A 20,567-nucleotide genomic window follows, 5' to 3' on the forward strand; every position below is an offset into this window, starting at 1 on the left:
TTTGCTACACATAAAAATAGATGCTGTGCAGCAGGTATTCCACCTTATGCCGTTCGGCCAGAGTCAGCAGCAGGCGCTTGACGCGCGGCAGGGCGGCAATGCCGTTTTTCAGTTCAGCCATGCCCGTCAGGGCGCGCTTTTTTTCTGCGGGAGAGGCCAGCTTGTCCACATAGCCCCACACATGCTCGGCGGCATTGCGGGCTTGCGGGCCGTAAAATTCCTTTTCCATCGCCTGCTCCACCAGCGCATAAAAACCCTTGGCATCGGGCGTTTCCGCCTTGAGCAGAGCGCGTATGGCCGTGTAGGCGGCCTGATCCCTCTCCAGCACCAGATATTTGTATCTGGCCCACTGGGCCGTAAGCTCCTGCCGCGTCAGCCCTGGATTGGTAAGCTGAATGCACTTTTCGGCTGAAAGGTTTTTGTCCTTCACCTCCAGCATTACATCCACCTCGCGCTGCCCCAGCGATTGATGAAATTCCATAAATTCCCGCATGGCAATGGTGCGCGAGTGCATGCCCGGTTTGCCGCCTGCAAGCTGCTGGCTGTAGTGCAGTTTGGGGCGGCCATGCTGCGGGATCCAACTGTCCATGGCGCGATCAAGCCAGTACACCAGATCCCCCTTTGCAGGGGCGTTCAGGGCGTGGTGAAAAACGTCAAAGATCGCGGGCAGGCCGCATTTTTCGCAGATACACAGCGCATCTTCAATGGTGTAGGTCCGCTCATCATTTTCAAGGGAGATGCGGGCTAGCACGTGCGGCGGCAGGGCCAGCAGATTTTCCGCCAGCCGTGCGAGGGCGGATGCCCTGTCGCCATAGCCCCCGCCGAGGTGCAGCACTATGCGGGCGCTGCCGTCCGCCCCCAGCGCGTCAAGAAAGTCGGCATGGAATACAAGGTCGGCAACGGCATGCTCCACCACCTCCTGCCGGGGGGAGTTCAGCACCGTGTACTGACCGGGATGCATGGAAACCCGGATGCCGGTTTTCTTCAGCACGGCGCGCAGCCCTTCTAGTTCGTCTTGCAGGCAGCCGCGCCAGTCAAATATGTTTTGCGGGTGCGAGGCCAGCGGGATGATGTCCGAGCTTATTCGCATCAGGGGGATGCGCGCCGAGGCGCAGTAGCGCAACATGGTTCCCAGAGTGCGCAGGTTATGGCGGCACACGGCGAGCATGTTTTCGGGCGTGGCCCGGGCAAGGGTAAGAGCGCTCATGTCAGCGCCGGGCACCCCGATGGTCTTGCAGGCAAATCCATAACGTATCATGGGCATACTGTAGCGGATTTGCACCGGGCCGCAAGAGGCTGCCAAATCCCCAAAAGCCTACGTTCCCGAGTCCGCTTGTTGGCTGGCTTGTTTTTTTGTCTGCTCCAGTTGTCACATTGTCAGAATAAGATGACTTTTGTCATTTTATTCTGACAAATCCTAAGCCCCCTGCCTTCCAGAAGATCACAAACTACCGCTAATCACACAAATTTTCGAAACAGGGTTTTTGGCACCCCTTTTGCTCTTTGTGGTGAAATTCACAATTTGCGCCTTGCCGCAGGCATATCCCCGGACGGGAATGCCCTTTTGGCATGGCGGCACCATCAGCCATGGAGACCAAAACCATGCCGTATCCTTCTAAGCGCGTCTGGATTGTGGGCTGTATCGCCCTGGCCGCGTGCGTGGGCCTGGCGGCAGCGGGAGTGTCGTATTCGTCGCGGACGGAGTTTTGCCTGTCCTGCCATGAAATGCGCGTGTATCAGGATGAACTGATGCTCTCTCCGCACGCCAAGGACGCACAGGGCAAAGCCATCGGATGCTCGCAATGCCATATCCCTTCGGGCAATCTGGCCCGCATGCTCGGCGCCAAGGCATGGATGGGGATAAAAGACCTGTGGGTTCACAATGTGGAGGGCGGTACGGATCTTGACCGGGCTGCCATGCAACCCATTGCCCGCCGCTTTACCGACGATGCCAACTGCCGCGCCTGCCATCAGGATCTTACCCGCAATGCCAAGGCAGACGGGCCAATCTCGGCAGAGGGCCGCCTTGCGCACGACAATTACGAAGGCAAGAACGGTCAGGCCCGCAGTGGTTGCGTGGGTTGTCACCGTAATCTTGCCCACTTGCCCGCATTTGACGAGCGCATTCCCGCAAATCAGAAGTTCGCACAGAAAATCAAGGAGATACGGCCATGACTCGCAACAAGAAACTGCTCATCGTTCTGCTTGCCCTGGCGGTGCTGACGGGCGGCTATTTTCTGTATATGGCCTGGGCCTTCCCTGCGGAGCGCTGCGAGGCGGCCAAGCACCTGGATTCTCCGCAGATGGCGGGCGATTGTTACGCCTGCCACATGAAGAGCACCCCGCGTCTTGCGCAGGAATGGTACGAGAGCAAGCACGGCATCACCCTTGTGCGCTGTCAGACCTGTCACGGCATGCCTGACGGCAAGGGGGCCATTCCCTTTACCCGCAAGCCGGGGGTTGAGGTCTGCGCCCGCTGCCATTCGCTTTCCATCCAGCGCATGGAGGCCAAGTTCGGCAAGCGCAATGACTGTTCCGCCTGCCATCCCAACCACCAGAGCCCCATGCACGGCAAGGCTTACGAATACCGTATGCCCAGCGGCAAGACGGACTGGTAGCCCGCACGTGCGGTATGTGCCGCATCTGACGGCGCAGGGTGGGCAGCCCCCAAGTAGGGCGGCCCGCAGTAAAAAAACAATCATGCCAAGCTAACAGCGAGGTTGCGGATATGAATTCATCGCGTCGTGACTTTTTACGTTTTTTTGCCATGTCTGCCGCTATGGCGGCGGCCACGGGCGCAGGCCTGCCAACCCTCGCCCTTGCTGCGGACGATCAGAAACCCGACAAATGGGTCAAGGGAGTATGCCGCTACTGCGGCACTGGCTGCGGGGTGATGGTGGGCGTTAAAAACGGCAAGGCCGTTGCCATTCAGGGCGACCCCAACAACCACAACGCGGGCCTGCTGTGCCTGAAGGGTTCGCTGCTCATTCCCGTGCTCAATTCCAAGGAACGCGTCACCCAACCCATGGTGCGGCGTAAAAAGGGCGGCCCTCTTGAGCCTGTGAGCTGGGACGAAGCCCTTGACCTCATGGCCTCAAAGTTCCGGCACAGCATTGATACGTACGGTGCCAATTCTGTTGCATGGTACGGCTCCGGGCAGTGCCTGACGGAAGAAAGCTATCTCGCCAGCAAGATATTCAAGGCTGGCTTCGGTACCAATAACGTGGACGGCAACCCCCGTCTGTGCATGGCTTCGGCTGTGGGCGGCTATACCACCACGTTCGGCAAGGACGAGCCCATGGGCACCTACGCCGACATAGATCAGGCCACCTGTTTTTTCATCATCGGTTCCAATACCTCAGAGGCGCACCCCGTGCTGTTTCGCCGCATTGCCCGCCGCAAGCAGGTTGAGCCGGGCATCAAGATCATTGTGGCCGACCCGCGCCGCACCAATACGGCCCGCATAGCCGACATGCACGTGGCCTTTCGCCCCGGCACGGATCTGGCCTTCATGCACAGCATGGCCTGGGTCATCATCAATGAGGAGCTGGACAATCCGCGCTTCTGGCAGCGCTATGTGAGCTTTGTGGATGCCGAGGGCAAACCCTCGGACTTTGAAGGCTACAAGGCCTTTCTGGAAAACTACCGGCCTGAAAAAGTGGCCGAAATCTGCCGCGTCCCCGTAGCGCAGATTTATTCGGCGGCCAGAGCCTTTGCCGAATCATCCGCCACCATGAGCCTGTGGTGCATGGGCATCAACCAGCGCGTGCAGGGGGTTTTTGCCAATAACCTCATCCACAACCTGCATTTGCTGACCGGGCAGATATGCCGCCCCGGCGCAACGCCGTTTTCGCTCACTGGCCAGCCCAACGCCTGCGGCGGCGTGCGCGATACCGGCGCGCTCTCGCACCTGCTGCCAGCGGGCCGTGCCATTCCCAATCCCAAGCACCGGGCGGAAATGGAAAAACTCTGGGGCCTGCCGGAAGGGCGCATTTCGCCCAATCCCGGCTACCACACCGTGGCGATGTTTGAGGCCTTGGGACGGGGTGATGTGAAGTGCATGGTCATTTGCGAGACAAATCCCGCGCACACACTGCCCAACCTGAACAAGGTGCACAAGGCCATGTCGCACCCGGAATCGTTCATCGTGTGCATTGAGGCCTTCCCCGATGCCGTCACCCTGCAATACGCCGATCTTGTGCTTGCGCCTTCCTTCTGGTGCGAGCGCGATGGTGTGTATGGCTGCGGCGAGCGGCGTTACTCGCTGACAGAAAAGGCCGTGGATTCGCCCGGTCAGTGCCGCCCCACGGTGAATACCCTGGTGGAATTCGCCAAGCGCGCAGGCGTTGACCCCAAGCTGGTGAACTTCAAAAACGCCGAGGACGTGTGGAACGAATGGCGCATGGTGGCCAAGGGTACCACCTATGATTTCTACGGCATGACGCGTGAACGCCTGCGTAAGGAATCGGGCATCATCTGGCCCTGCCCCTCGGAGGATCACCCCGGCACCAATCTGCGCTTTGTGCGCGGGCATGATCCGCTGGTGCCAGCCGATCATCCGGACAAGTTCTTCTTTTACGGCAAGCCGGACGGCAAACCCACCATCTTTATGCGGCCCGCCAAGGGTGCTGCGGAAGAGCCGGATGCCGAATACCCGCTGTACCTCACCTCCATGCGTGTGATCGACCACTGGCACACTGCGACCATGACGGGCAAGGTGCCGGAACTGCTTAAGGCCAACCCGGCGGCCTTTGTGGAAATCAACGAGCAGGACGCCGCCTCCCTCGGCGTGAAGCACGGGGACAACGTGATTCTGGAAACCCGGCGCGACAAAATGGAACTGCCCGCGCGCGTGAGCGATGTGTGCAGGCCGGGGCTTGTGGCTGTGCCGTTTTTTGATCCCAAAAAACTGGTCAACAAGCTGTTTCTGGACGCCACAGACCCCGGTTCGCGCGAGCCGGAATACAAGATATGCGCCGCGCGGGTACGCAAGGTTTAAAATCCGGCGGTCAGCCCCATATGTATGAAATCCCCGTCCGCGTGCTTGGCATGCGGGCGGGGTAACGCGGGAGGAAATATGGCTATTGCGGGAATAATCCTGAGTGCCTCAGCAGCAGCCTGCGCAGGGCTTGAGAAAGCGTTGCGGGGCAGGGATGGCATTCTGGATGTGAAGCGCACGCCGGACGGTGCGGACATTGGCGGGCTGGTGGTCGTGGTGGAGCAGCCTTCGGGCAAAATCCAGAAGGAACTCATGGCCCTGAGGGAACTGCCGGAGGTGGACGATCTGCATCTGGCCTTTGCCGATTATGAGGATGATCTGGACGCGCAAGGGCACATGGGCTGCCCTGAGCATGAATCGCGCCGCCATGCGGGCGCGGGCGCGGGTGATGGCGAGAGCGGGGAACAGGCAGGGGAGACGAAATGAGCCTTTTTGTGCCGCCTCTGCGCCCGCCGGGTGCTGTGGATGAAGAAACCTTTTTGCGCAAGTGCGTGCGTTGCGGCAAGTGCGTGACCGCCTGCCCGCACGAGAGTATTGAACTGGCTGGCGGTCTGGGGCGCTCGCGGCGCACGCCGCAGGTGCGCCCCCGCAGAAAGCCCTGCTACCTCTGCATGAAATGCCCGCCCGTTTGCCCCACTGGGGCGCTGGACACGGGCGTAAAGGAAATTGCGCGGGCGGGAATGGGGCAGGCATATATTCTAAAAGACCGTTGCCACAATTACAAAACCGGCACCATGTGCATGACCTGCTATGACCGCTGCCCCCTGCGCGGAACAGCCGTGGTGCTGAGCGGCGGGCTGGTGCCTGCCATGACCACGGCCTGCGTGGGTTGCGGCATCTGCGACTATATCTGCCCGGTGCAGGCTGTGGAGATTGTTCCCGCTTCATCCCGTTTTGTGCCGCCGCTGGCGGCCCCCACGGAAAAGGCACCCGGAGGCAAGGCATGAAGATTCTCGCTTGGGCGCGGCGCGGCGTGCAGGTGCTGGTGGTGGCGGGGCTGTGCGCGCTGCCGTGGCTCAATGCCGCAGAACTGCGCCAGATCAGCGGCAGTTTTTTTGCGCTGGATTTTTTCGGCATCCCCTTTGCTGATCCGGTTGGCGCGGCCCAGGTTGTGGCTACAGGTTTTTTGCCCGGCGAGCGTCTGCTGATCGGGGCCTTGATCTCGCTGGCGCTGGCCTTGGTGCTGGGCAGAGTTTTTTGCTCGTGGATATGCCCCTACGGATTTTTTTCCGAGCTGGCGCACTGGCTGCGTGGACGGCAAGGCGGCGCGCACATGAAGGAATACCGCGCATTTGCGGGCAAGGCTCTGCTGCTGGGGGCAGGGCTTGCGGCGGCACTGGTGGCTGGTTTTCCGGCAATGGGCATTGTTTCGCTGCCGGGCGAGCTATCGCTCCTGCCCATGCTTGTATGGCAGGGTGGGGACTTCTGGCTTTTACTTGGTGCGGTGGCTGTGCCGCTGGCAGCGCTGATACTGGAGCTTGCGGTTGGCAAAAGGCTGTGGTGCCGGTTTGTGTGCCCGCAGTCGGTACTGCTTGGTGCTGCGGCCCAATGCCTGCCCGCCAAGGTTCCGGGCCTGTGCATCGGCTGGCAGGCGGCAAACTGCACCTGCAAGGGCAAGGCTCCCTGCCAGCAGGCCTGCTCGCTTGAGCTGAATCCGCGCCGCAAGGGCGGCCCAGACCGCAGGGACTGTACAAATTGCGGCGACTGCGTCAATACCTGCGCGAGCTACGGCAAGGCGCTGGAGTGGCGGGGGATGGGGTATAGGGTACGTAGAGACTAGATAAAAAGTTCGCCCCCTATTATTTCTTCAAATGGTTTTGCTACCACTCCATCGCCGGGTAGAGGGGGCAGTCCTTTGTCTGGCACTTATAAGCCCTTGACGTTTGGTTAAAACACGCCACAATATTGACGTGAGTAAACGGGTATAAAGAAGGGTTTTTCTTTAAGGTGTGATTAATTTGTGGGACATGCCCCCCCCCGGATTTCTCCCTGTCCCCGTTTTGATAGGCCATTGCCTCTGATTACCCAACATGAGCAGCGGGGGCAACAACGCTATTGGATATATGTTGTCTAATGGTTTTTTTATCTTATATTGTATAAAAATTAAGGGAGTTACGCGTGGCTCTGATAAGCGTTCAACGTATAGGAGAACTAATTCAAGCGCTCTTCCGCATTCTTGAGAAAGAGCCGGATGGAATGAAGGCAAGGGAAGCCCTTGCAGCTTTGGCTGGCGCCGTGCCTCTCACTGAATACGAAGCTGGGAGCTATGAAAGTGGGCGACGATTTGAAAAGATCGTGCGTTTCGCAACAGTAGACACCGTGCGTGCTGGTTGGCTCATCAAAGATGGCGGTATATGGACGCTCACGGCATCAGGTGCAGATGCCTTGAGAAAATTTAAGGATCCAGCAGCGTTTTATCAAGAAGCCTCGCGCCGCTACAGGCTCTGGCACAAGCAGCACAAAGGAACACTATCGCCTAGCCCTGTTGTGGCAGACGAGCCGGTGGACGGCTTGGAAGGTGAAGATCAGAGCGAAAAAAGTGTAAGTGTTTCTTATGAGGAAGCTAGAGAGCAAGCTCAGGAGCAAATTGATTCCTTCCTCCACTCCATGGAGCCATATGAATTTCAGAAGCTTGTGGGAGAGCTGCTCAAAGCTATTGGTTACCATGTGACCTGGATTGCACCCCCCGGTAAGGACGGTGGCGTAGATATTTTGGCTTATACCGATCCTCTTGGGACGCAAGGTCCAAGGATCAAGGTGCAGGTTAAACAACAGCAAAAAGCTGTTACAGAGCCAGATTTAAAATCTTTTATGGCCAATATCGGTCAGCATGACAGTGGCATTTTCTTTTGTACTGGTGGATTCACTCGCGATGCTGAAAATTACGCGCGCAGCCAAGAGAGCAAAAGGATTATGCTTATTGATAGTGCTAAGCTGGTACAACTCTGGACAGACAATATTCCCCGCCTCACCGATCAGGCTTGGCAGAGATTGCCGCTAACTCCCATTTATTTTTTGACTCCTGAAGGATAGGCTGGGCATTCTCCGCGCCTATCGTGTCGCAGCAAAGGAACACAGATTGGAAGGGCCATGCGGCTAGCATGTGGACCAAAAAGTCAAATTCCCGGATTCGCCATTTTGACGAATCCGGGAATTTCCTTGATATTCATGGTACCCGGAGCGGGACTTGAACCCGCACAGCCTTGCGGCCGAGGGATTTTAAGTCCCTTGTGTCTACCATTCCACCATCCGGGCATGTATTGCGCGTGGCAAGCGGCGAGAGCCGCTATGATCTGTTTGCGTCCGGTTCTTCCCCGGCCATGTCCTGCGGGCTGGAGCCTGCGATGCGCCATGTTTTGAGGCCGTTTGGCGGGTCTTCGGGAACAGGGCGTTCCTCTTCCTGCCATTCGCCGGGCCGCAGCCAGAAAACGTGCATGGATTCAAAATTCTTGTCCAGGCACAGCAGTCTGCCGTGCACACCCTGCGGCAGCAGGGCCGCAATTTCGAGCGCAATTTTGCGGTACACATACAGTCTGTGCGCTTCAAAAACGCACTGGAACATGAGCGCATCGCCCAGGGGCGTAAAGTCCAGATGGGCCGCCCCGGCCCGCTGGAGCAACTGCTCAACCTCGCGGGTCAGTTCTTCCTCCACTTCAAGCAGGGCCTCGTATGTGAGGCTGTCGTCATAGCTGAAGTGGGCAAAAAGTTCGCTGCGGTTTTTGTCCATGGGCTTGCATATACGGCAAAGAAGCCCTTTAGGCAATAATTGCGCGTGGATGTCTTCAGTGCTGGTCTTGCGGGCTCTTTGGGCGTAAGGTGCACAAAAAACACGCACATAGCGGAGGCCGCATGAGTTTTTTTGACAAGCTGATTCTGTCGTTTTGCCGTATGGGCGTTGCCGGGCTTGACCCCAAGGCCCCGGGCACATGGGGCACCGCCATAGCCTGCCTGCTGGCGCCGTATATTTTTCTGCCCCTGTCCCTTCCGTGGCGGGCCGTGCTGCTGGTCGTGATTTTTGTGGTCGGCGGCCTGGCCTCCACGCGCGCCGAGCATTTGCTTGAGCGCAAAGACCCCGGCGAGGTGGTCATCGACGAGTTGGTAGGGGTGTGGCTTGTGCTGCTGCCTTTTGAAAGCCCCAGTTTCTGGCTGGTGCTGGCGGCTTTTGCCTTTTTCCGGCTGTTCGACATCTGCAAGCCGTGGCCCGTGCGGGCTTCTGAAAACTGGCTGCCCGCAGGGTTTGGCATCATGATTGATGATGTTGTGGCTGGCGTGTGGGCCTTGCTGTGCGTGGCTCTGCTGCGTGTACTGGGCCTTGTGTAGGCCGCGAGGGCAGGGCCACAGATAGGCGGAAAGCTGCAAGGGGGCGCGGCCAATGGCGCAAAAGGCCACTCTGGTGGCGGAAAAAGCCGCCGCGCCCGCAGCTACTTCATGCGGTAGGTGATGCGCCCGCGGGTGAGGTCGTAAGGGGAAAGCTCCACCTTGACGCGGTCGCCGGGCAGAATGCGGATGTAAAACTTGCGCATCTTGCCGGAAATGTGGGCCAGAACTTCGTGGCCGTTCTCCAGTTCCACACGGAACATGGCGTTGGGCAGAGCTTCCTGCACCACGCCGTCTACTTCGATTGATCCTTCCTTGGCCATGAGTACTCCAAAATATAATGTGGATAAACGCCGGTCAGCTTCACAAAAAAGCGGGGCGCTGTCAACACGCCGGTGCCCCTGCTCGGGGGATAATCGGCGCGCAAACAGCGCCCGCTGTCACTGCACGGGTTGAAAGTTATTTCTTGCGTCCCTTGGGCGATTTGCCACCGGGGCGGGATTTGTTCTCCACAGGGGGCACGTGGGGGGCAAGCACCGGGGCCTTGCGGCACACCAGCCACAGGCCCGCCAGTATGAGCGGCACGCAGAGCAGCTGGCCCATTGTCAGCCAGCCAAAGGCCAGATAGCCAAGCTGCACGTCAGGCATGCGCACAAATTCCACGGCAAAGCGGAACACGCCGTAGCCCAGGGCGAACAGGCCTGAGACCGCCCCCGTCTTTCTTGGTTTGGAAGAAAAAATCCACACCATGAAAAAGAGCACAAGCCCTTCAAGCGCAGCCTCGTAAAGCTGCGATGGATGGCGCGGATTAGGCCCGGCACCGGGAAACACAATGGCCCACGGCACATCGCTGACCTTGCCCCACAACTCGCCGTTGATGAAGTTGCCGAGCCGTCCGAAAAAGAGACCCTGCGGCACCAGCGGGGTGATGAAGTCAGAAACTTCCAGAAACGACCTTCCCCGCGAGCGGGCAAAATACCAGAATGCGCCAAGCACGCCCAGCAGCCCGCCATGAAAGGACATGCCGCCGTTCCAGATGCGCAGAATCTCCATGGGGTCGCTTATGTAGACAGGCAGGTCATAAAACAGCACGTAACCGATTCTGCCGCCCAGGATGATGCCGATCATCACGCAGGTCAGCAGGTCGTCCACATCGGGGGCTGTCCAGCCGGAGCCGGGGCGCGAGGCGCGCCAGCGGCCAAGAGCCCAGCCAAGACCAAAGCCCGCCAGATACATAAGCCCATACCAGCGCAGTTGCAGACTGCCGATGGAAAGGGCTACGGGGTCGATTTGAGAGAGGTTCATGCGTCAATATCCGAGGCGTTGAATTCGCCGCTTTTGCCGCCGCGTTTGTGCAGCAGGCGCACACGGCTGATGACGATATCCCGTTGCACGGCCTTGCACATGTCGTAAATGGTGGCCGCTGCGGTCTGGGCCGCAACAATGGCTTCCATTTCCACGCCAGTGGGGCCGACCGTGCGGGTTTCCGCTTCAATACGCACCGTGGGCGGCATTTCTGTTACGGTAAAGCGCACGTCCACATAGGTGAGGTTGAGGGGATGGCACATGGGGATAAGCTCGCCGGTGCGTTTGGCAGCCATGATGCCGCCAATCTTGGCGCAGGTGAGCACATCGCCCTTGGGCAGGGCGTTTTTGATCAGTAGTTCCATGGTGGCCGGGGCCAGTTCCACCACAGCTTCAGCAATGGCTACGCGTTCTGTAGGCGTTTTTGCGCCCACATCCACCATGGTTACGTTGCCCTGGCTGTCGAGATGCGTAAAGTTGTCGTTCATTGATACCTCAAAAAATTCCCGCAGCACGGGCTGCCGGGATGTTGTTTCAAATATGCGTTCCGTATGTCGTGCTCGAAAAACGCAACACTCGGGAGCAACTGTTGATGCTATCCCAAAAAACAATGGGAGTCATTGCGCTTGTAATCGCGCTGCCCGCCGCAGTTTTCCGGATGGAGAATATTCCGGCTGGGCATTGAGCCGTGTAAGCAACGGGCCGGACAACAGAGGCTCAGCGCAAGCCCACAAGCCATTGCAGCAGCGGGGGAGTTGTGGGCGGGCGGGGCGCTTGCCAGAAAGAATCGCGTCCGCTGTCAGAAAAGCGTATCCGCTCCCGCAACAGTCTCTGCGGAAAAGCGGCGCTTGTGGATACGAGCGGCCCTGCGGTTGCGGCATTTTCCTGAGCGGAATTTTCGGCAAGGGCGTCCGAATCGGCAGGCAGCGGCGCAGGGGCCAGCTCCACCATATATTTAAAAGGAATGTCCGCGCTTGGGCGCATGTTCATGATTTTGCGCACAATGGCAAGGCTGCTGCCAAACCGCTGGTCGTGGATCATCGCATAGGTGAGGGCGGGGGCGTTTGCTGGCTGCGTTGCCTGCGGAGTATCGGCGGGCAGCATGTCGGCTGGCAGGGGGGCCACCACTGGCAGCAGGGTGAAATTCAAAAAAGCATCGGCCACAACAGACTGCCGCGCAAGGTTACGGGCCAGGCTGTCGGGCAGGGCGGTGGCGGCAGTTTCCGGGCCTCGGGGGGTGCCAAGGGCGTTCATCCCTTGAGTGTACACCATGTCCCCGTTGGGTGTGGCTTCCGAATACAGGGCGCGCCAGAAAAAGGGCGAAAAGGCATCCGGCAGCACCACAATTTCCTGAGGTGCGCGGCCTTCCGCCGTGAGGCGTTCGCGGGTCTGCGCCGTATGCCAGGCGTTGAGGCCTATGGAAATGCCGGGATAGACAAAGAGCCACGCCATCGCCATCAGCAGGAGGCCGCGCTGTGCGCGCCAGCGCCAGATGGCCCATAGCAGGGGCAGGGTGACCAGCAGATCAATGATAAACACCGCGTTCAGCCGCACCCGCATGTGCGAGAATGGCACAAAGATCATGGTGCCGTAGGTGGTGATGCAGTCCAGCCAGATATGCAGCAAGACCATAGCCGTCATGAACAGCCATGTTTTGGCAAACCGCCAGTGACCGGGCGTTTGCGCCCGCCACAGCGAGCAGCCCACGAGCGCCAGCACCAGCCCCAGCAGCGGGGCAAAAAACAGGGAATGCGTAATGCCCCGGTGCAATAGCAAAAATTGCAGGGGGGTGTTCGCCATCAGCACATCAACATCGGGAGAGGCGGCGGCCAGGGCGGCCAGGGGCACAGCCCAGCGGCTCGCAGGGCGGTTGGGCATAGCAAGCATGGCCACCGCGCCGCTTGCGGCGTGAGTTATTGGATCCATGTATTACTGCCTGAACGGGCTGCGCTGCTTGGGCACAGACCTGTATTGCGGGTCTTCGGGGTTTACGTCCGTATCAAGGCCGTTCATGCGGCGAAACTGCTGCATGCGCCATTGCTGCATGTTGGCCATGACATCGGGGCGGTTTTGATAATAGAGCATGCGCTGGGTGTTGTTTGATCCGTACACAGGGTAGCGCAACTGATCTTCCACGCTCACGCCCTGAGGCTGCGAATCGCTCTCGCTGGAGGAACCCGCGCCGATGTCCTTGGGACCGCAACCACCCAGTCCGCCAACGGCGGCCAGCAGTAGTACAAAAAGGCAGGCAACGGATTTTCTGTTCATAGGCACAGTATAGCTGTGTCGCAAAAACTCTGCAACAGGGGCTGAGGCGCGCTTCCTGCGGGCAAATCCGGGATTCTGCGGGCGAACCTGGCCCCGCAGGCATATTCTCCGCTGCATCGTGACAATGTTGCCCCTTTCGTCTGCCCGCACCCTTGGGGCACGGCATCCACATGCGGGCTTGCCTTGCAGAAAAACGCAGGGTATGTAGCATATTCAACACTTGCCCTTTTTTATTCAAGCGTTGTCCGGATTTGTCCGGCTACGACAATTTATACAGGAGTCGCCATGCGTGCACCCAATTGCGGCATCACCCCCGAAGGTTGGCCTTGCATCGGCCTTACCGCGTTCAGCGCGTTGGTTTTTGCCTGTATGGGCTGGTGGCTTCTGGCCGTGATTTTTCTGGCCCTCTGCTGGTTCAGCATGCACTTTTTCCGCGATCCCGAGCGGGTTGTGCCGCAGGGCGAGGGGCTTGCCGTAAGCCCTGCGGACGGCAAGGTTGTCCGCATTGAGGAACGCCCCGACCCATTCACCGATGAGCCCAAGCTGTGCATTAGCATTTTTATGAACGTGTTCAGCGTACACGTGAACCGCGCCCCCGTGGCGGGAACCGTTGAAGACATCCGCTATTTCCCCGGCGCGTTTGTCAATGCCGCTTTTGACAAGGCCTCCACGCACAATGAGCGCTGCGCCTACAGCATGCGCGATGCGGACGGCAACCCCTGGACCATGGTGCAGATTGCCGGGCTTATCGCCCGCCGCATTGTCTGCCGCGTTGACGAAGGCGATGCCCTTGCCCGGGGGGAACGCTACGGCATGATCCGCTTTGGCTCGCGAGTTGACCTTTACCTTCCTCAGGGATATGTTGCGGCCACGCGCATCGGCGAACAGGTCTTCGCCGGGCAGAGCGTGGTGGCTAGAGCGAAGTAGCACAGCCGAAAAACGCGCCCCAAAGCCGACAGACCGGCACTTAGTTTAGTAAAGATGGTGAATGATGGCCCCGGAAGTTAAAAAGCCGCGCAAGGGAGTATACCTCCTGCCGAACATGATCACGACGTTGAGCATGTTTCTCGGCTTTTTGTCCATGGTCTGGGCCGTGCAGGGGCGTTTTGAATCGGCCTGCCTCGCCATCCTGCTCTCCGCCGTCATGGACGGTCTGGACGGCAAGGTTGCCCGCCTCACCAATACGGCCAGCGAGTTCGGCGTTCAGTACGATTCGCTTTCCGATCTTGTGGCTTTTGGCATTGCCCCGGCCATGCTTATGTGGCAGTGGGAGCTTTCGGCCCTTGGACGCATGGGGCTTGCCGCCGCCTTCATTTACGCTGCCTGCGGCGCTTTGCGCCTTGCGCGTTTTAACGTGAGCACTGCGGCTGTGGGCAAGCGCTTTTTTATCGGTCTGCCCATTCCTGCGGGCGGCTGCACCGTGGTCACCTTTGTTTTTTGCGCCGCGCATTTCCCTGCTATTATGGCTTCGGCCCTGCCCTACATGACCCTTGTTCTCGCCATTGGCGTAGGGGTTTTGATGGTCAGCAAGGTGCGCTATTTTTCCTTCAAGGAATATGATTTCCTGCGCGCCCATCCCATCCGCACCATGCTTTTCTTCCTGCTTGTGCTCGGAACGGTCATTTCCTTTCCGCGCGTCATGGGTTTTGTGCTTTGCGCCGTCTACATCATTGGCGGCATTGTCTACACCTTCGTCATCCTTCCCCGCCGCAATCGTCAGCTACTACGCGCCCTATCGCCCCAGAGCGATTGAGGTTGCGTAACGGTTGCCGCCCCCTTAGGGCGGAAACGCTCCCCTGGACAGCCGCCCTTTACGGTGGCCGTTATGCAAGATATAGCCATCTTTGTCAGAACCAGAGGAGTTTGTCATGAACAACCGCGTCTATTTTTTCGACACCACCTTGCGCGATGGCGAGCAGTCGCCCGGCGCCACCATGAACTTGCAGGAAAAGCTGCGTGTAGCCCATCAGCTTGAAGTACTCGGCGTGGACATTATGGAAGCGGGCTTTCCCGCCTCCAGCCCCGGCGATTTCGAGTCTGTGCAGCGCATTGCCTCACAGGCTGGCGATATTCAGGTGGCGGGCCTTGCCCGTTGCGTTCCCAATGATATCGACCGCTGCTGGGAAGCCGTGAAAGTGGCTAAAAATCCCCGCATCCATGTCTTTTTGTCCACATCTCCCCTGCACATGAAGCACAAGCTGCGCAAAGATCCCGAAGACGTACTTAAGATGATCGTCGAGGGCGTCAAGCGCTGCGCCACATATACCAGCAACGTGGAATTTTCCCTTGAGGATTTTTCGCGCACCGAGGGCGATTTTGCCTGCCGTGTGGTCGAGGCCGCCATCAATGCCGGAGCCAGCACCATCAATCTGCCCGATACCGTGGGCTATGCCGAACCGCAGGAATACGCCGCGCTGCTTGACCACGTCATCAAGAACACGCCCAACAGCGACAAGGCCATCTTCAGCGTACACTGCCACAACGACCTCGGCCTTGCCGTGGCCAACACCTTGGCCGCCTTCCGCGTGGGCGTGCGCCAGGCAGAGGTTACGCTGTGCGGCATAGGCGAGCGCGCCGGTAATGCCGCCCTTGAAGAAGTGGTCATGAACCTGCGTGTGCGCCACGATTATTACCAGCTTGAGCACAACATCGTCACCGAGCAGCTTTACCCCTCGTGCCGCCTGCTTTCCATGACCATTGGTCAGCCCATTGCCAACAACAAGGCCATTGTGGGCGCCAATGCCTTTGCGCACGAGTCGGGCATCCATCAGGACGGCATGCTCAAGAACCGCGAAACTTACGAGATCATGACCCCGCAGTCTGTGGGCCGCACCGAGAGCAATCTTGTGATCGGCAAGCACTCTGGCCGCAACGCCGTGCGCAACAAGTTTGAGAGCATGGGCTACAAGCTGGACGACGAGCAGCTCAACCTCGTGTTTGAAGCTGTGAAGCAGCTGGCTGACCGCAAGAAAACCCTGCATGACGATGACCTCATGGCCCTTGTGCAGGAAGAAGTCTACCGCATGCCCGATCTTTTCCGCCTGCGCCATGTGAGCGTGCAGAGTTCCGATACGGGCGGCGTGCCGCCCACGGCTGCCGTCATTATGGACATCAAGGGGATTGAAAGCAGCGGCGCTGGCTTTGGCGTTGGCCCTGTGGACGCCCTGTTCAACGTGATCGCCGACATGGTGGGCCGCCAGCCCGAACTTGAGCAGTACGCCATCAACGCCATCACTGGCGGCACCGATGCCCAGGGTGAAGTGACCGTGCGTCTGCGCGAGGGTGAAGTGAGCGCCGTGGGGCGCGGTACCCATCCGGATATTTTTGTTGCCAGCGCACGCGCTTACGTCAACGCCCTTAACCACCTGTTCAAGAAGGAACAGGAAGGACCGAGGCTGCACTGCCAGCACGATTAAGGGCTGTTCCTCTGGTCTGAACGGGTCTGACCGCCCCTCCCCTGGGGCGGCTGGCCTGTGGAGCCAAGACGCACCCGCGCCGCGCAGGTAAAGCCTGTGCGGGCGAAATAAAAAAACAGGCGCTCGGTTTTTGCCGCGCCTTACGAAACACCGTATTCGCCGCGCCCCCCCTCGGTGGAGCCAGGATGAAAGGAGTAGATCATGCCACAGACGCTTGCGCAAAAAATTTTGCAAGCCCACACAGACGAAGTTGTGGAACGGGACGGCCAGATTGTTCAGTGCCGCGTGTCGCTGGTGCTCGCCAACGACATCACCGGGCCGCTGGCCATCAAATCTTTCAAGGGAATGGGCGCGGAAAAGGTTTTTGACAAAGACAAGATCGCTCTGGTCATGGATCACTTTACGCCGCAAAAAGATATTGATTCCGCCAATCAGGTCATGGTGACGCGCAAATTCGCCGAAGAACAGAACATCACCCACTATTATGAAGGCGGCGACTGCGGCGTGGAACACACCCTGCTGCCCGAGCAGGGTCTTGTGGGCCCCGGCGATGTGGTCATTGGCGCAGACAGCCATACCTGCACCTACGGCGGCATCGGCGCTTTTGCCACGGGCATGGGCTCTACCGATATTGCCGCCGCAATGGCGCTGGGCGAAACCTGGTTCAAGGTGCCGTCCACCATCCGCGTCAATATTGACGGTCAGATGCCCAAGTGGCTGCGCGGCAAGGATCTGATGCTCATGCTCATCGGCGCTATCGGCGTGGACGGCGCTCTCTACAAGGCCCTGGAATTCGGCGGCTCTGTGGTGGACGACCTTTCTGTTGAAGGCCGCCTGTGCATGGCAAACATGGCCATTGAAGCGGGCGGCAAGGTGGGCCTGTTTGCGGTGGACGCCAAGACGCGCGCCTACTGCGCGGAGCACAAGCGCCCTGGCCTGACGCAGGATCTGGCCGCAGACCCAGGCGCTGTTTACGAGCGCGTGGTCAATATTGACGTGACCGGCAAGGAGCCAGTAGTGGCCTGCCCGCACCTGCCCTCCAACGTCAAACCTGTTTCCGAGGTGCGTGATACGCCCATCCAGCAGGTGGTTATCGGTTCCTGCACCAATGGCCGCATCAGCGACATGCGCGATGCCGCCGAAGTGCTGCGGGGCCGCAAGGTTGCCAGGCACCTGCGCTGCATTGTGCTGCCCTCCACGCCCACGGTGTGGAAGCAGTGCCTCAAGGAAGGCCTCATTGAAACCTTCATGGAATCCGGCTGCGTGGTCGGCCCCTGCACATGCGGCCCCTGCCTTGGCGGTCACATGGGCATCCTGGGCGATGGCGAACGCGCTGTGGCCACCACCAACCGCAATTTCAAGGGCCGCATGGGCAGCCTGAGTTCCGAGGTTTATCTGGCAAGCCCCATCGTGGCAGCCGCTTCGGCCATTGCGGGTTGCGTGGCCGGGCCTGATCAGCTCTAGGCAGCACACATCAGTACCTGTCTGTGCCCTGGCTCACCGCGCCCGGCGCAGAGAAAGAAGGACAGCCTCATGAATTACAAAGGTAAGGCCCACAAAGTGGGCGAGCACATTGATACGGACGCCATTATTCCCGCGCGTTTTCTGGTCACCACCGATTCCAAAAAGCTGGGCGAAAACTGCATGTCCGGCCTTGAGCCAGACTGGGTCAAGCGCGTGACCCCCGGCGACATCATGGTCGCGGGCCGCAATTTTGGCTGCGGTTCCTCCCGTGAACACGCGCCCATCGCCATTCTTGGTGCGGGCATGCACGTGGTGATCGGCCACAGCTTTGCGCGTATTTTTTACCGCAACTCCTTCAATATGGGCCTGCTGCTCATGGAAGTGGGCGACGACGTGGACAAGATCAATGACGGCGACGAGCTGGAAATCGACGCCGCTACCGGCATTATCCGCGACCTGACCAACGGCGCGCAGATAACCTGCCCCCCGCTGCCCAAGTCCATGGCCGCCATTCTGGATAAGGGTGGGTTGGTCGGCTATGTCAAGGAGCGCTTGGCCTAAATTGCCCTTTTGCTCTCTGGCGGCTTTAGATAATCCTTTTTACTCCGGTCGAGTACCATGAGAGTACACTCCCTGCGCAAAAAGGATTATCTGCCTTGCCAGAAAACAAAAATCCAATTTAGTAAAAAAGCTGGTTAGCGGATCCTTACGAGAAAATAGGCATCAACAGAAAGCATTGAGTTCAAGGATATTTTATGAAAAAGACCATCTGCCTCTTGCCGGGTGACGGCATCGGCCCGGAGATTCTGGCCGAAGGTGTTAAGGTTCTCAAGGCCGCCGCTGAAAAGTTCGGCCACGAATTTGTTTTTGACACCGCCCACATTGGCGGTTCCGCCATTGATGCGGCTGGCGACCCCCTGCCGGAAGAAACCGTGCACAAGTGCCGCAATGCCGACGCCGTTTTTCTGGCGGCTGTGGGCGGCCCCAAGTGGGACGCCCTCGCGCCCGAAAAACGCCCGGAAAAAGGCCTGTTGCGCATCCGCAAGGAGCTTGAGCTTTTTGCCAACCTGCGCCCGGCCATGCTGCTGCCCGAACTGGCAGGCGCGTGCCTGCTGCGTGCCGACATCGCCGCCAAGGGCCTTGACCTCGTGGTTGTGCGCGAACTGACCGGCGACATCTATTTTGGCGAGCCGCGCGGGCAGGAAATGCGCGATGGCCTGCGCACCGGCTACAACACAATGGTGTACAACGAGGAAGAAATCCGCCGCATTGCCACAGTGGCTTTTGAAACGGCGCGCAAACGCCGCAACAAGGTCTGCTCTGTGGAAAAGAGCAACGTGCTGGAAACCTCGCGCCTGTGGAAGGAAGTGGTCATTGAAACGCACCGCCAGTATGCCGATGTGGAGCTGACCCACATGTACGTGGACAATGCCGCCATGCAGCTTGTGCGTGATCCTTCGCAGTTTGACGTGATCCTCACGGGCAATATTTTTGGCGATATCCTGTCTGACGAAGCCTCGGTCATCACCGGCTCGCTGGGCATGCTGCCCTCGGCCTCCATGGGCGCTTCCGGCCCCGGCCTGTTTGAACCCATCCACGGCTCCGCCCCCGACATCGCGGGGCAGAACAAGGCCAATCCTCTTGCCACCATTCTTTCCGGGGCCATGATGCTGCGCCTTGGCTTTGATATGGGCAAGGAAGCCGATGCCATCGAGGCGGCAGTGCGCAAGGCTCTGGCCGATGGTTTCCGCACTGGCGACATTATGGAACCCGGCAAAACCCTGCTGGGTTGCAAAGAAATGGGCGACAAGGTTGTGGAGCGGCTGTAACCGCTGCTCCGAACCATTTCAAAAAGGCCGTCCGCACCATCGGGCGGCCTTTTGTGGTTTTTACCATGCAGACTTCTGCACAAGGGTATAGAGGCGAAATAATGAAAGCTACCACAGACAAGCTGAGCGATTGGGTAGTCAAAATCGCGTGCGGCAGAGATTTTGAAACGCAGCTTCAGGATGTTGCAGCTACTGGCCAGCATGGCGCGCCGCAGGTTCTGCGGGCCATGGCTCTGGGGGCGAACGGCTTTGCAGGGGTGCCGCAACAGGCGGATTTGGCGTTGGTTTTCGGCTGCTACAGGCCATTCAGCACGCCCAATATTCTGCGCGAGGTGGCGTGGATTTTGGGCCGCCTTGGCATGGCCCACACCTGGCTGGAGAAAGAAAACTGCTGCGGTTTGCCCCTGCTGCATCAGGTCGCGTCAGAGGACAGGCCGCAGATGGTAGAAGCCGCCCAGGGCTTTGTGCGGGGCAACAGCACGGCGGCAGCGCAAAAGGGCGCATCCCGCCTCGCATACTGCTGTGCTGGCTGTGCGCACGTGGCCAAGTCGGTTGATGCCGGGGGGGATGTTTCCCACAGCTATATTCTTGACGTGCTGCTGGACGCCCTGAAAGGGCAGAGCTTGCGGGTCAATCCCTTGAAAGTGGCCTATTTTGAAGGATGCCACACCTCGTACCGCAGGCCCTTTCCGCAGACATCGCTAGACTGGCCCGCTTACAGGCAGTTTCTTGAAGGGGTGGAAGGGCTTGCTGTACAGGATGTTGCGGGCGGCCTGTGCTGCAAAAATCAGTCTGACCGGATAGTGGCGGCGGCGCTGGATGGCGGAATTGACGCTCTTGTATGCGCCTGTTCCGGCTGCACGGTGGCCCTGCGCGGTGCTGGTCAGGGGAAGCTCAGGGTTATGAGCTATACCGAATTATTGGCTCGGGCCTTGGGGTATGAACCCACAGAGCTGTAGAGTTCTGGCA

The 20,567-nt window shown here is 59.1% G+C and carries 22 protein-coding genes and 1 tRNA gene; 15 read left to right on the plus strand and 8 right to left on the minus strand.

The window, feature by feature from the left end; all coding sequences use genetic code 11:
• Positions 1 to 4: 4 nt before the first annotated feature.
• Positions 5 to 1,207 (minus strand): UV DNA damage repair endonuclease UvsE, encoded by a 1,203-nt coding sequence (gene uvsE, locus G449_RS0113140; RefSeq protein WP_159060479.1) that lies wholly within the window; start codon positions 1,205 to 1,207, stop codon positions 5 to 7.
• Between the two features lie 395 nt (positions 1,208 to 1,602).
• Between uvsE and G449_RS0113145 the strand changes: the two genes are divergently transcribed.
• The 7 genes from G449_RS0113145 (at position 1,603) to G449_RS0113175 (ending at position 8,032) form a co-directional block, all read left to right on the plus strand.
• The gene (locus G449_RS0113145; protein WP_027180996.1) at positions 1,603 to 2,175 is read left to right on the plus strand and encodes a cytochrome c3 family protein; all 573 of its coding nucleotides are present in this window, start codon (positions 1,603 to 1,605) and stop codon (positions 2,173 to 2,175) included.
• The gene (locus tag G449_RS0113150) at positions 2,172 to 2,618 is read left to right on the plus strand and encodes a hypothetical protein (protein WP_022659784.1); all 447 of its coding nucleotides are present in this window, start codon (positions 2,172 to 2,174) and stop codon (positions 2,616 to 2,618) included. The genes G449_RS0113145 and G449_RS0113150 overlap by 4 nt, the downstream gene beginning before the upstream one ends.
• Before the next feature lie 110 nt (positions 2,619 to 2,728).
• Complete coding sequence (locus G449_RS0113155) at positions 2,729 to 4,999, plus strand: nitrate reductase (protein WP_022659785.1); 2,271 nt, start codon at positions 2,729 to 2,731, stop codon at positions 4,997 to 4,999.
• Between the two features lie 78 nt (positions 5,000 to 5,077).
• Positions 5,078 to 5,425: a hypothetical protein gene (locus tag G449_RS17180; RefSeq protein ID WP_022659786.1), complete on the plus strand. Its 348-nt coding sequence runs from the start codon at positions 5,078 to 5,080 to the stop codon at positions 5,423 to 5,425.
• Entirely contained in the window at positions 5,422 to 5,946 is a 525-nt protein-coding gene (locus tag G449_RS0113165; RefSeq protein ID WP_022659787.1) for a 4Fe-4S dicluster domain-containing protein, read from the plus strand. Before G449_RS17180 ends, G449_RS0113165 begins: the two co-directional genes overlap by 4 nt.
• Complete coding sequence (locus G449_RS0113170) at positions 5,943 to 6,779, plus strand: 4Fe-4S binding protein (RefSeq protein WP_022659788.1); 837 nt, start codon at positions 5,943 to 5,945, stop codon at positions 6,777 to 6,779. Before G449_RS0113165 ends, G449_RS0113170 begins: the two co-directional genes overlap by 4 nt.
• A gap of 338 nt (positions 6,780 to 7,117) precedes the next feature.
• Positions 7,118 to 8,032, plus strand: coding sequence for a restriction endonuclease (locus tag G449_RS0113175; RefSeq protein WP_022659789.1), 915 nt, complete (start codon positions 7,118 to 7,120; stop codon positions 8,030 to 8,032).
• 136 nt (positions 8,033 to 8,168) lie between these two features.
• Here the strand turns inward: G449_RS0113175 and G449_RS0113180 are convergent.
• Positions 8,169 to 8,254 (minus strand) — tRNA-Leu (locus G449_RS0113180).
• Positions 8,255 to 8,285: 31 nt separating this feature from the next.
• Complete coding sequence (locus tag G449_RS0113185) at positions 8,286 to 8,726, minus strand: hypothetical protein (RefSeq protein WP_022659790.1); 441 nt, start codon at positions 8,724 to 8,726, stop codon at positions 8,286 to 8,288.
• A gap of 122 nt (positions 8,727 to 8,848) precedes the next feature.
• On the opposite strand from G449_RS0113185, the gene G449_RS0113190 reads away from it, so the two are divergent.
• Positions 8,849 to 9,319, plus strand: coding sequence for a phosphatidylglycerophosphatase A family protein (locus tag G449_RS0113190; RefSeq protein WP_022659791.1), 471 nt, complete (start codon positions 8,849 to 8,851; stop codon positions 9,317 to 9,319).
• Positions 9,320 to 9,420: 101 nt separating this feature from the next.
• Here the strand turns inward: G449_RS0113190 and infA are convergent, their stop codons facing one another.
• The 5 genes from infA to G449_RS0113220 form a co-directional block, all read right to left on the minus strand.
• Positions 9,421 to 9,639 carry a translation initiation factor IF-1 gene (infA, locus tag G449_RS0113195; RefSeq protein ID WP_006008898.1) on the minus strand — a complete coding sequence of 73 codons (219 nt, stop codon included), beginning with the start codon at positions 9,637 to 9,639 and terminating at the stop codon, positions 9,421 to 9,423.
• A 136-nt stretch (positions 9,640 to 9,775) separates the two neighbouring features.
• A complete protein-coding gene (gene lgt, locus G449_RS0113200; protein ID WP_022659792.1) occupies positions 9,776 to 10,621 on the minus strand; it encodes a prolipoprotein diacylglyceryl transferase in 846 nt (281 codons plus the stop codon).
• Positions 10,618 to 11,109 (minus strand): cyclic pyranopterin monophosphate synthase MoaC, encoded by a 492-nt coding sequence (gene moaC / locus G449_RS0113205; RefSeq protein WP_027180997.1) that lies wholly within the window; start codon positions 11,107 to 11,109, stop codon positions 10,618 to 10,620. The genes lgt and moaC overlap by 4 nt, the downstream gene beginning before the upstream one ends.
• 229 nt (positions 11,110 to 11,338) lie before the next feature.
• Positions 11,339 to 12,547, minus strand: a complete 1,209-nt coding sequence (locus G449_RS0113215; protein WP_022659795.1) for a metal-dependent hydrolase — start codon at positions 12,545 to 12,547, stop codon at positions 11,339 to 11,341.
• 3 nt (positions 12,548 to 12,550) lie between these two features.
• Positions 12,551 to 12,889, minus strand: a complete 339-nt coding sequence (locus G449_RS0113220) for a chemotaxis protein (RefSeq protein ID WP_081640573.1) — start codon at positions 12,887 to 12,889, stop codon at positions 12,551 to 12,553.
• Between the two features lie 285 nt (positions 12,890 to 13,174).
• Between G449_RS0113220 and G449_RS0113225 the strand changes: the two genes are divergently transcribed.
• The 7 genes from G449_RS0113225 to G449_RS0113255 all read left to right on the plus strand — a co-directional run bounded on the left by G449_RS0113225 (position 13,175) and on the right by G449_RS0113255 (position 20,557).
• A complete protein-coding gene (locus G449_RS0113225) occupies positions 13,175 to 13,816 on the plus strand; it encodes a phosphatidylserine decarboxylase family protein (protein ID WP_022659797.1) in 642 nt (213 codons plus the stop codon).
• A 61-nt stretch (positions 13,817 to 13,877) separates the two neighbouring features.
• Positions 13,878 to 14,642, plus strand: a complete 765-nt coding sequence (gene pssA, locus G449_RS0113230) for a CDP-diacylglycerol--serine O-phosphatidyltransferase (protein WP_022659798.1) — start codon at positions 13,878 to 13,880, stop codon at positions 14,640 to 14,642.
• A gap of 115 nt (positions 14,643 to 14,757) precedes the next feature.
• The gene (locus tag G449_RS0113235) at positions 14,758 to 16,305 is read left to right on the plus strand and encodes a 2-isopropylmalate synthase (protein WP_022659799.1); all 1,548 of its coding nucleotides are present in this window, start codon (positions 14,758 to 14,760) and stop codon (positions 16,303 to 16,305) included.
• Between the two features lie 201 nt (positions 16,306 to 16,506).
• Positions 16,507 to 17,769, plus strand: coding sequence for a 3-isopropylmalate dehydratase large subunit (locus tag G449_RS0113240; RefSeq protein ID WP_022659800.1), 1,263 nt, complete (start codon positions 16,507 to 16,509; stop codon positions 17,767 to 17,769).
• 69 nt (positions 17,770 to 17,838) lie between these two features.
• The gene (locus G449_RS0113245; protein WP_022659801.1) at positions 17,839 to 18,330 is read left to right on the plus strand and encodes a 3-isopropylmalate dehydratase small subunit; all 492 of its coding nucleotides are present in this window, start codon (positions 17,839 to 17,841) and stop codon (positions 18,328 to 18,330) included.
• Positions 18,331 to 18,524: 194 nt separating this feature from the next.
• A complete protein-coding gene (leuB, locus tag G449_RS0113250; protein ID WP_022659802.1) occupies positions 18,525 to 19,598 on the plus strand; it encodes a 3-isopropylmalate dehydrogenase in 1,074 nt (357 codons plus the stop codon).
• Between the two features lie 101 nt (positions 19,599 to 19,699).
• Positions 19,700 to 20,557, plus strand: a complete 858-nt coding sequence (locus G449_RS0113255; protein ID WP_022659803.1) for a heterodisulfide reductase-related iron-sulfur binding cluster — start codon at positions 19,700 to 19,702, stop codon at positions 20,555 to 20,557.
• Positions 20,558 to 20,567 lie beyond the last annotated feature (10 nt).

This window comes from Desulfovibrio desulfuricans DSM 642, assembly GCF_000420465.1.
GTDB lineage: Bacteria > Desulfobacterota > Desulfovibrionia > Desulfovibrionales > Desulfovibrionaceae > Desulfovibrio > Desulfovibrio desulfuricans.

Coding starts and splice junctions, on each gene's coding strand:
- G449_RS0113170 (WP_022659788.1), top strand. CDS start 5,943: ATGAAGATTCTCGCTTGGGCGCGGCGCGGCGTGCAGGTGCTGGTGGTG.
- uvsE (WP_159060479.1), bottom strand. CDS start 1,207: ATGAGCGCTCTTACCCTTGCCCGGGCCACGCCCGAAAACATGCTCGCC.
- G449_RS0113220 (WP_081640573.1), bottom strand. CDS start 12,889: ATGAACAGAAAATCCGTTGCCTGCCTTTTTGTACTACTGCTGGCCGCC.
- G449_RS0113215 (WP_022659795.1), bottom strand. CDS start 12,547: ATGGATCCAATAACTCACGCCGCAAGCGGCGCGGTGGCCATGCTTGCT.
- G449_RS17180 (WP_022659786.1), top strand. CDS start 5,078: ATGGCTATTGCGGGAATAATCCTGAGTGCCTCAGCAGCAGCCTGCGCA.
- lgt (WP_022659792.1), bottom strand. CDS start 10,621: ATGAACCTCTCTCAAATCGACCCCGTAGCCCTTTCCATCGGCAGTCTG.
- G449_RS0113190 (WP_022659791.1), top strand. CDS start 8,849: ATGAGTTTTTTTGACAAGCTGATTCTGTCGTTTTGCCGTATGGGCGTT.
- moaC (WP_027180997.1), bottom strand. CDS start 11,109: ATGAACGACAACTTTACGCATCTCGACAGCCAGGGCAACGTAACCATG.
- G449_RS0113245 (WP_022659801.1), top strand. CDS start 17,839: ATGAATTACAAAGGTAAGGCCCACAAAGTGGGCGAGCACATTGATACG.
- pssA (WP_022659798.1), top strand. CDS start 13,878: ATGATGGCCCCGGAAGTTAAAAAGCCGCGCAAGGGAGTATACCTCCTG.
- G449_RS0113155 (WP_022659785.1), top strand. CDS start 2,729: ATGAATTCATCGCGTCGTGACTTTTTACGTTTTTTTGCCATGTCTGCC.
- G449_RS0113240 (WP_022659800.1), top strand. CDS start 16,507: ATGCCACAGACGCTTGCGCAAAAAATTTTGCAAGCCCACACAGACGAA.
- G449_RS0113225 (WP_022659797.1), top strand. CDS start 13,175: ATGCGTGCACCCAATTGCGGCATCACCCCCGAAGGTTGGCCTTGCATC.
- infA (WP_006008898.1), bottom strand. CDS start 9,639: ATGGCCAAGGAAGGATCAATCGAAGTAGACGGCGTGGTGCAGGAAGCT.
- G449_RS0113255 (WP_022659803.1), top strand. CDS start 19,700: ATGAAAGCTACCACAGACAAGCTGAGCGATTGGGTAGTCAAAATCGCG.
- G449_RS0113235 (WP_022659799.1), top strand. CDS start 14,758: ATGAACAACCGCGTCTATTTTTTCGACACCACCTTGCGCGATGGCGAG.
- leuB (WP_022659802.1), top strand. CDS start 18,525: ATGAAAAAGACCATCTGCCTCTTGCCGGGTGACGGCATCGGCCCGGAG.
- G449_RS0113145 (WP_027180996.1), top strand. CDS start 1,603: ATGCCGTATCCTTCTAAGCGCGTCTGGATTGTGGGCTGTATCGCCCTG.
- G449_RS0113165 (WP_022659787.1), top strand. CDS start 5,422: ATGAGCCTTTTTGTGCCGCCTCTGCGCCCGCCGGGTGCTGTGGATGAA.
- G449_RS0113185 (WP_022659790.1), bottom strand. CDS start 8,726: ATGGACAAAAACCGCAGCGAACTTTTTGCCCACTTCAGCTATGACGAC.
- G449_RS0113150 (WP_022659784.1), top strand. CDS start 2,172: ATGACTCGCAACAAGAAACTGCTCATCGTTCTGCTTGCCCTGGCGGTG.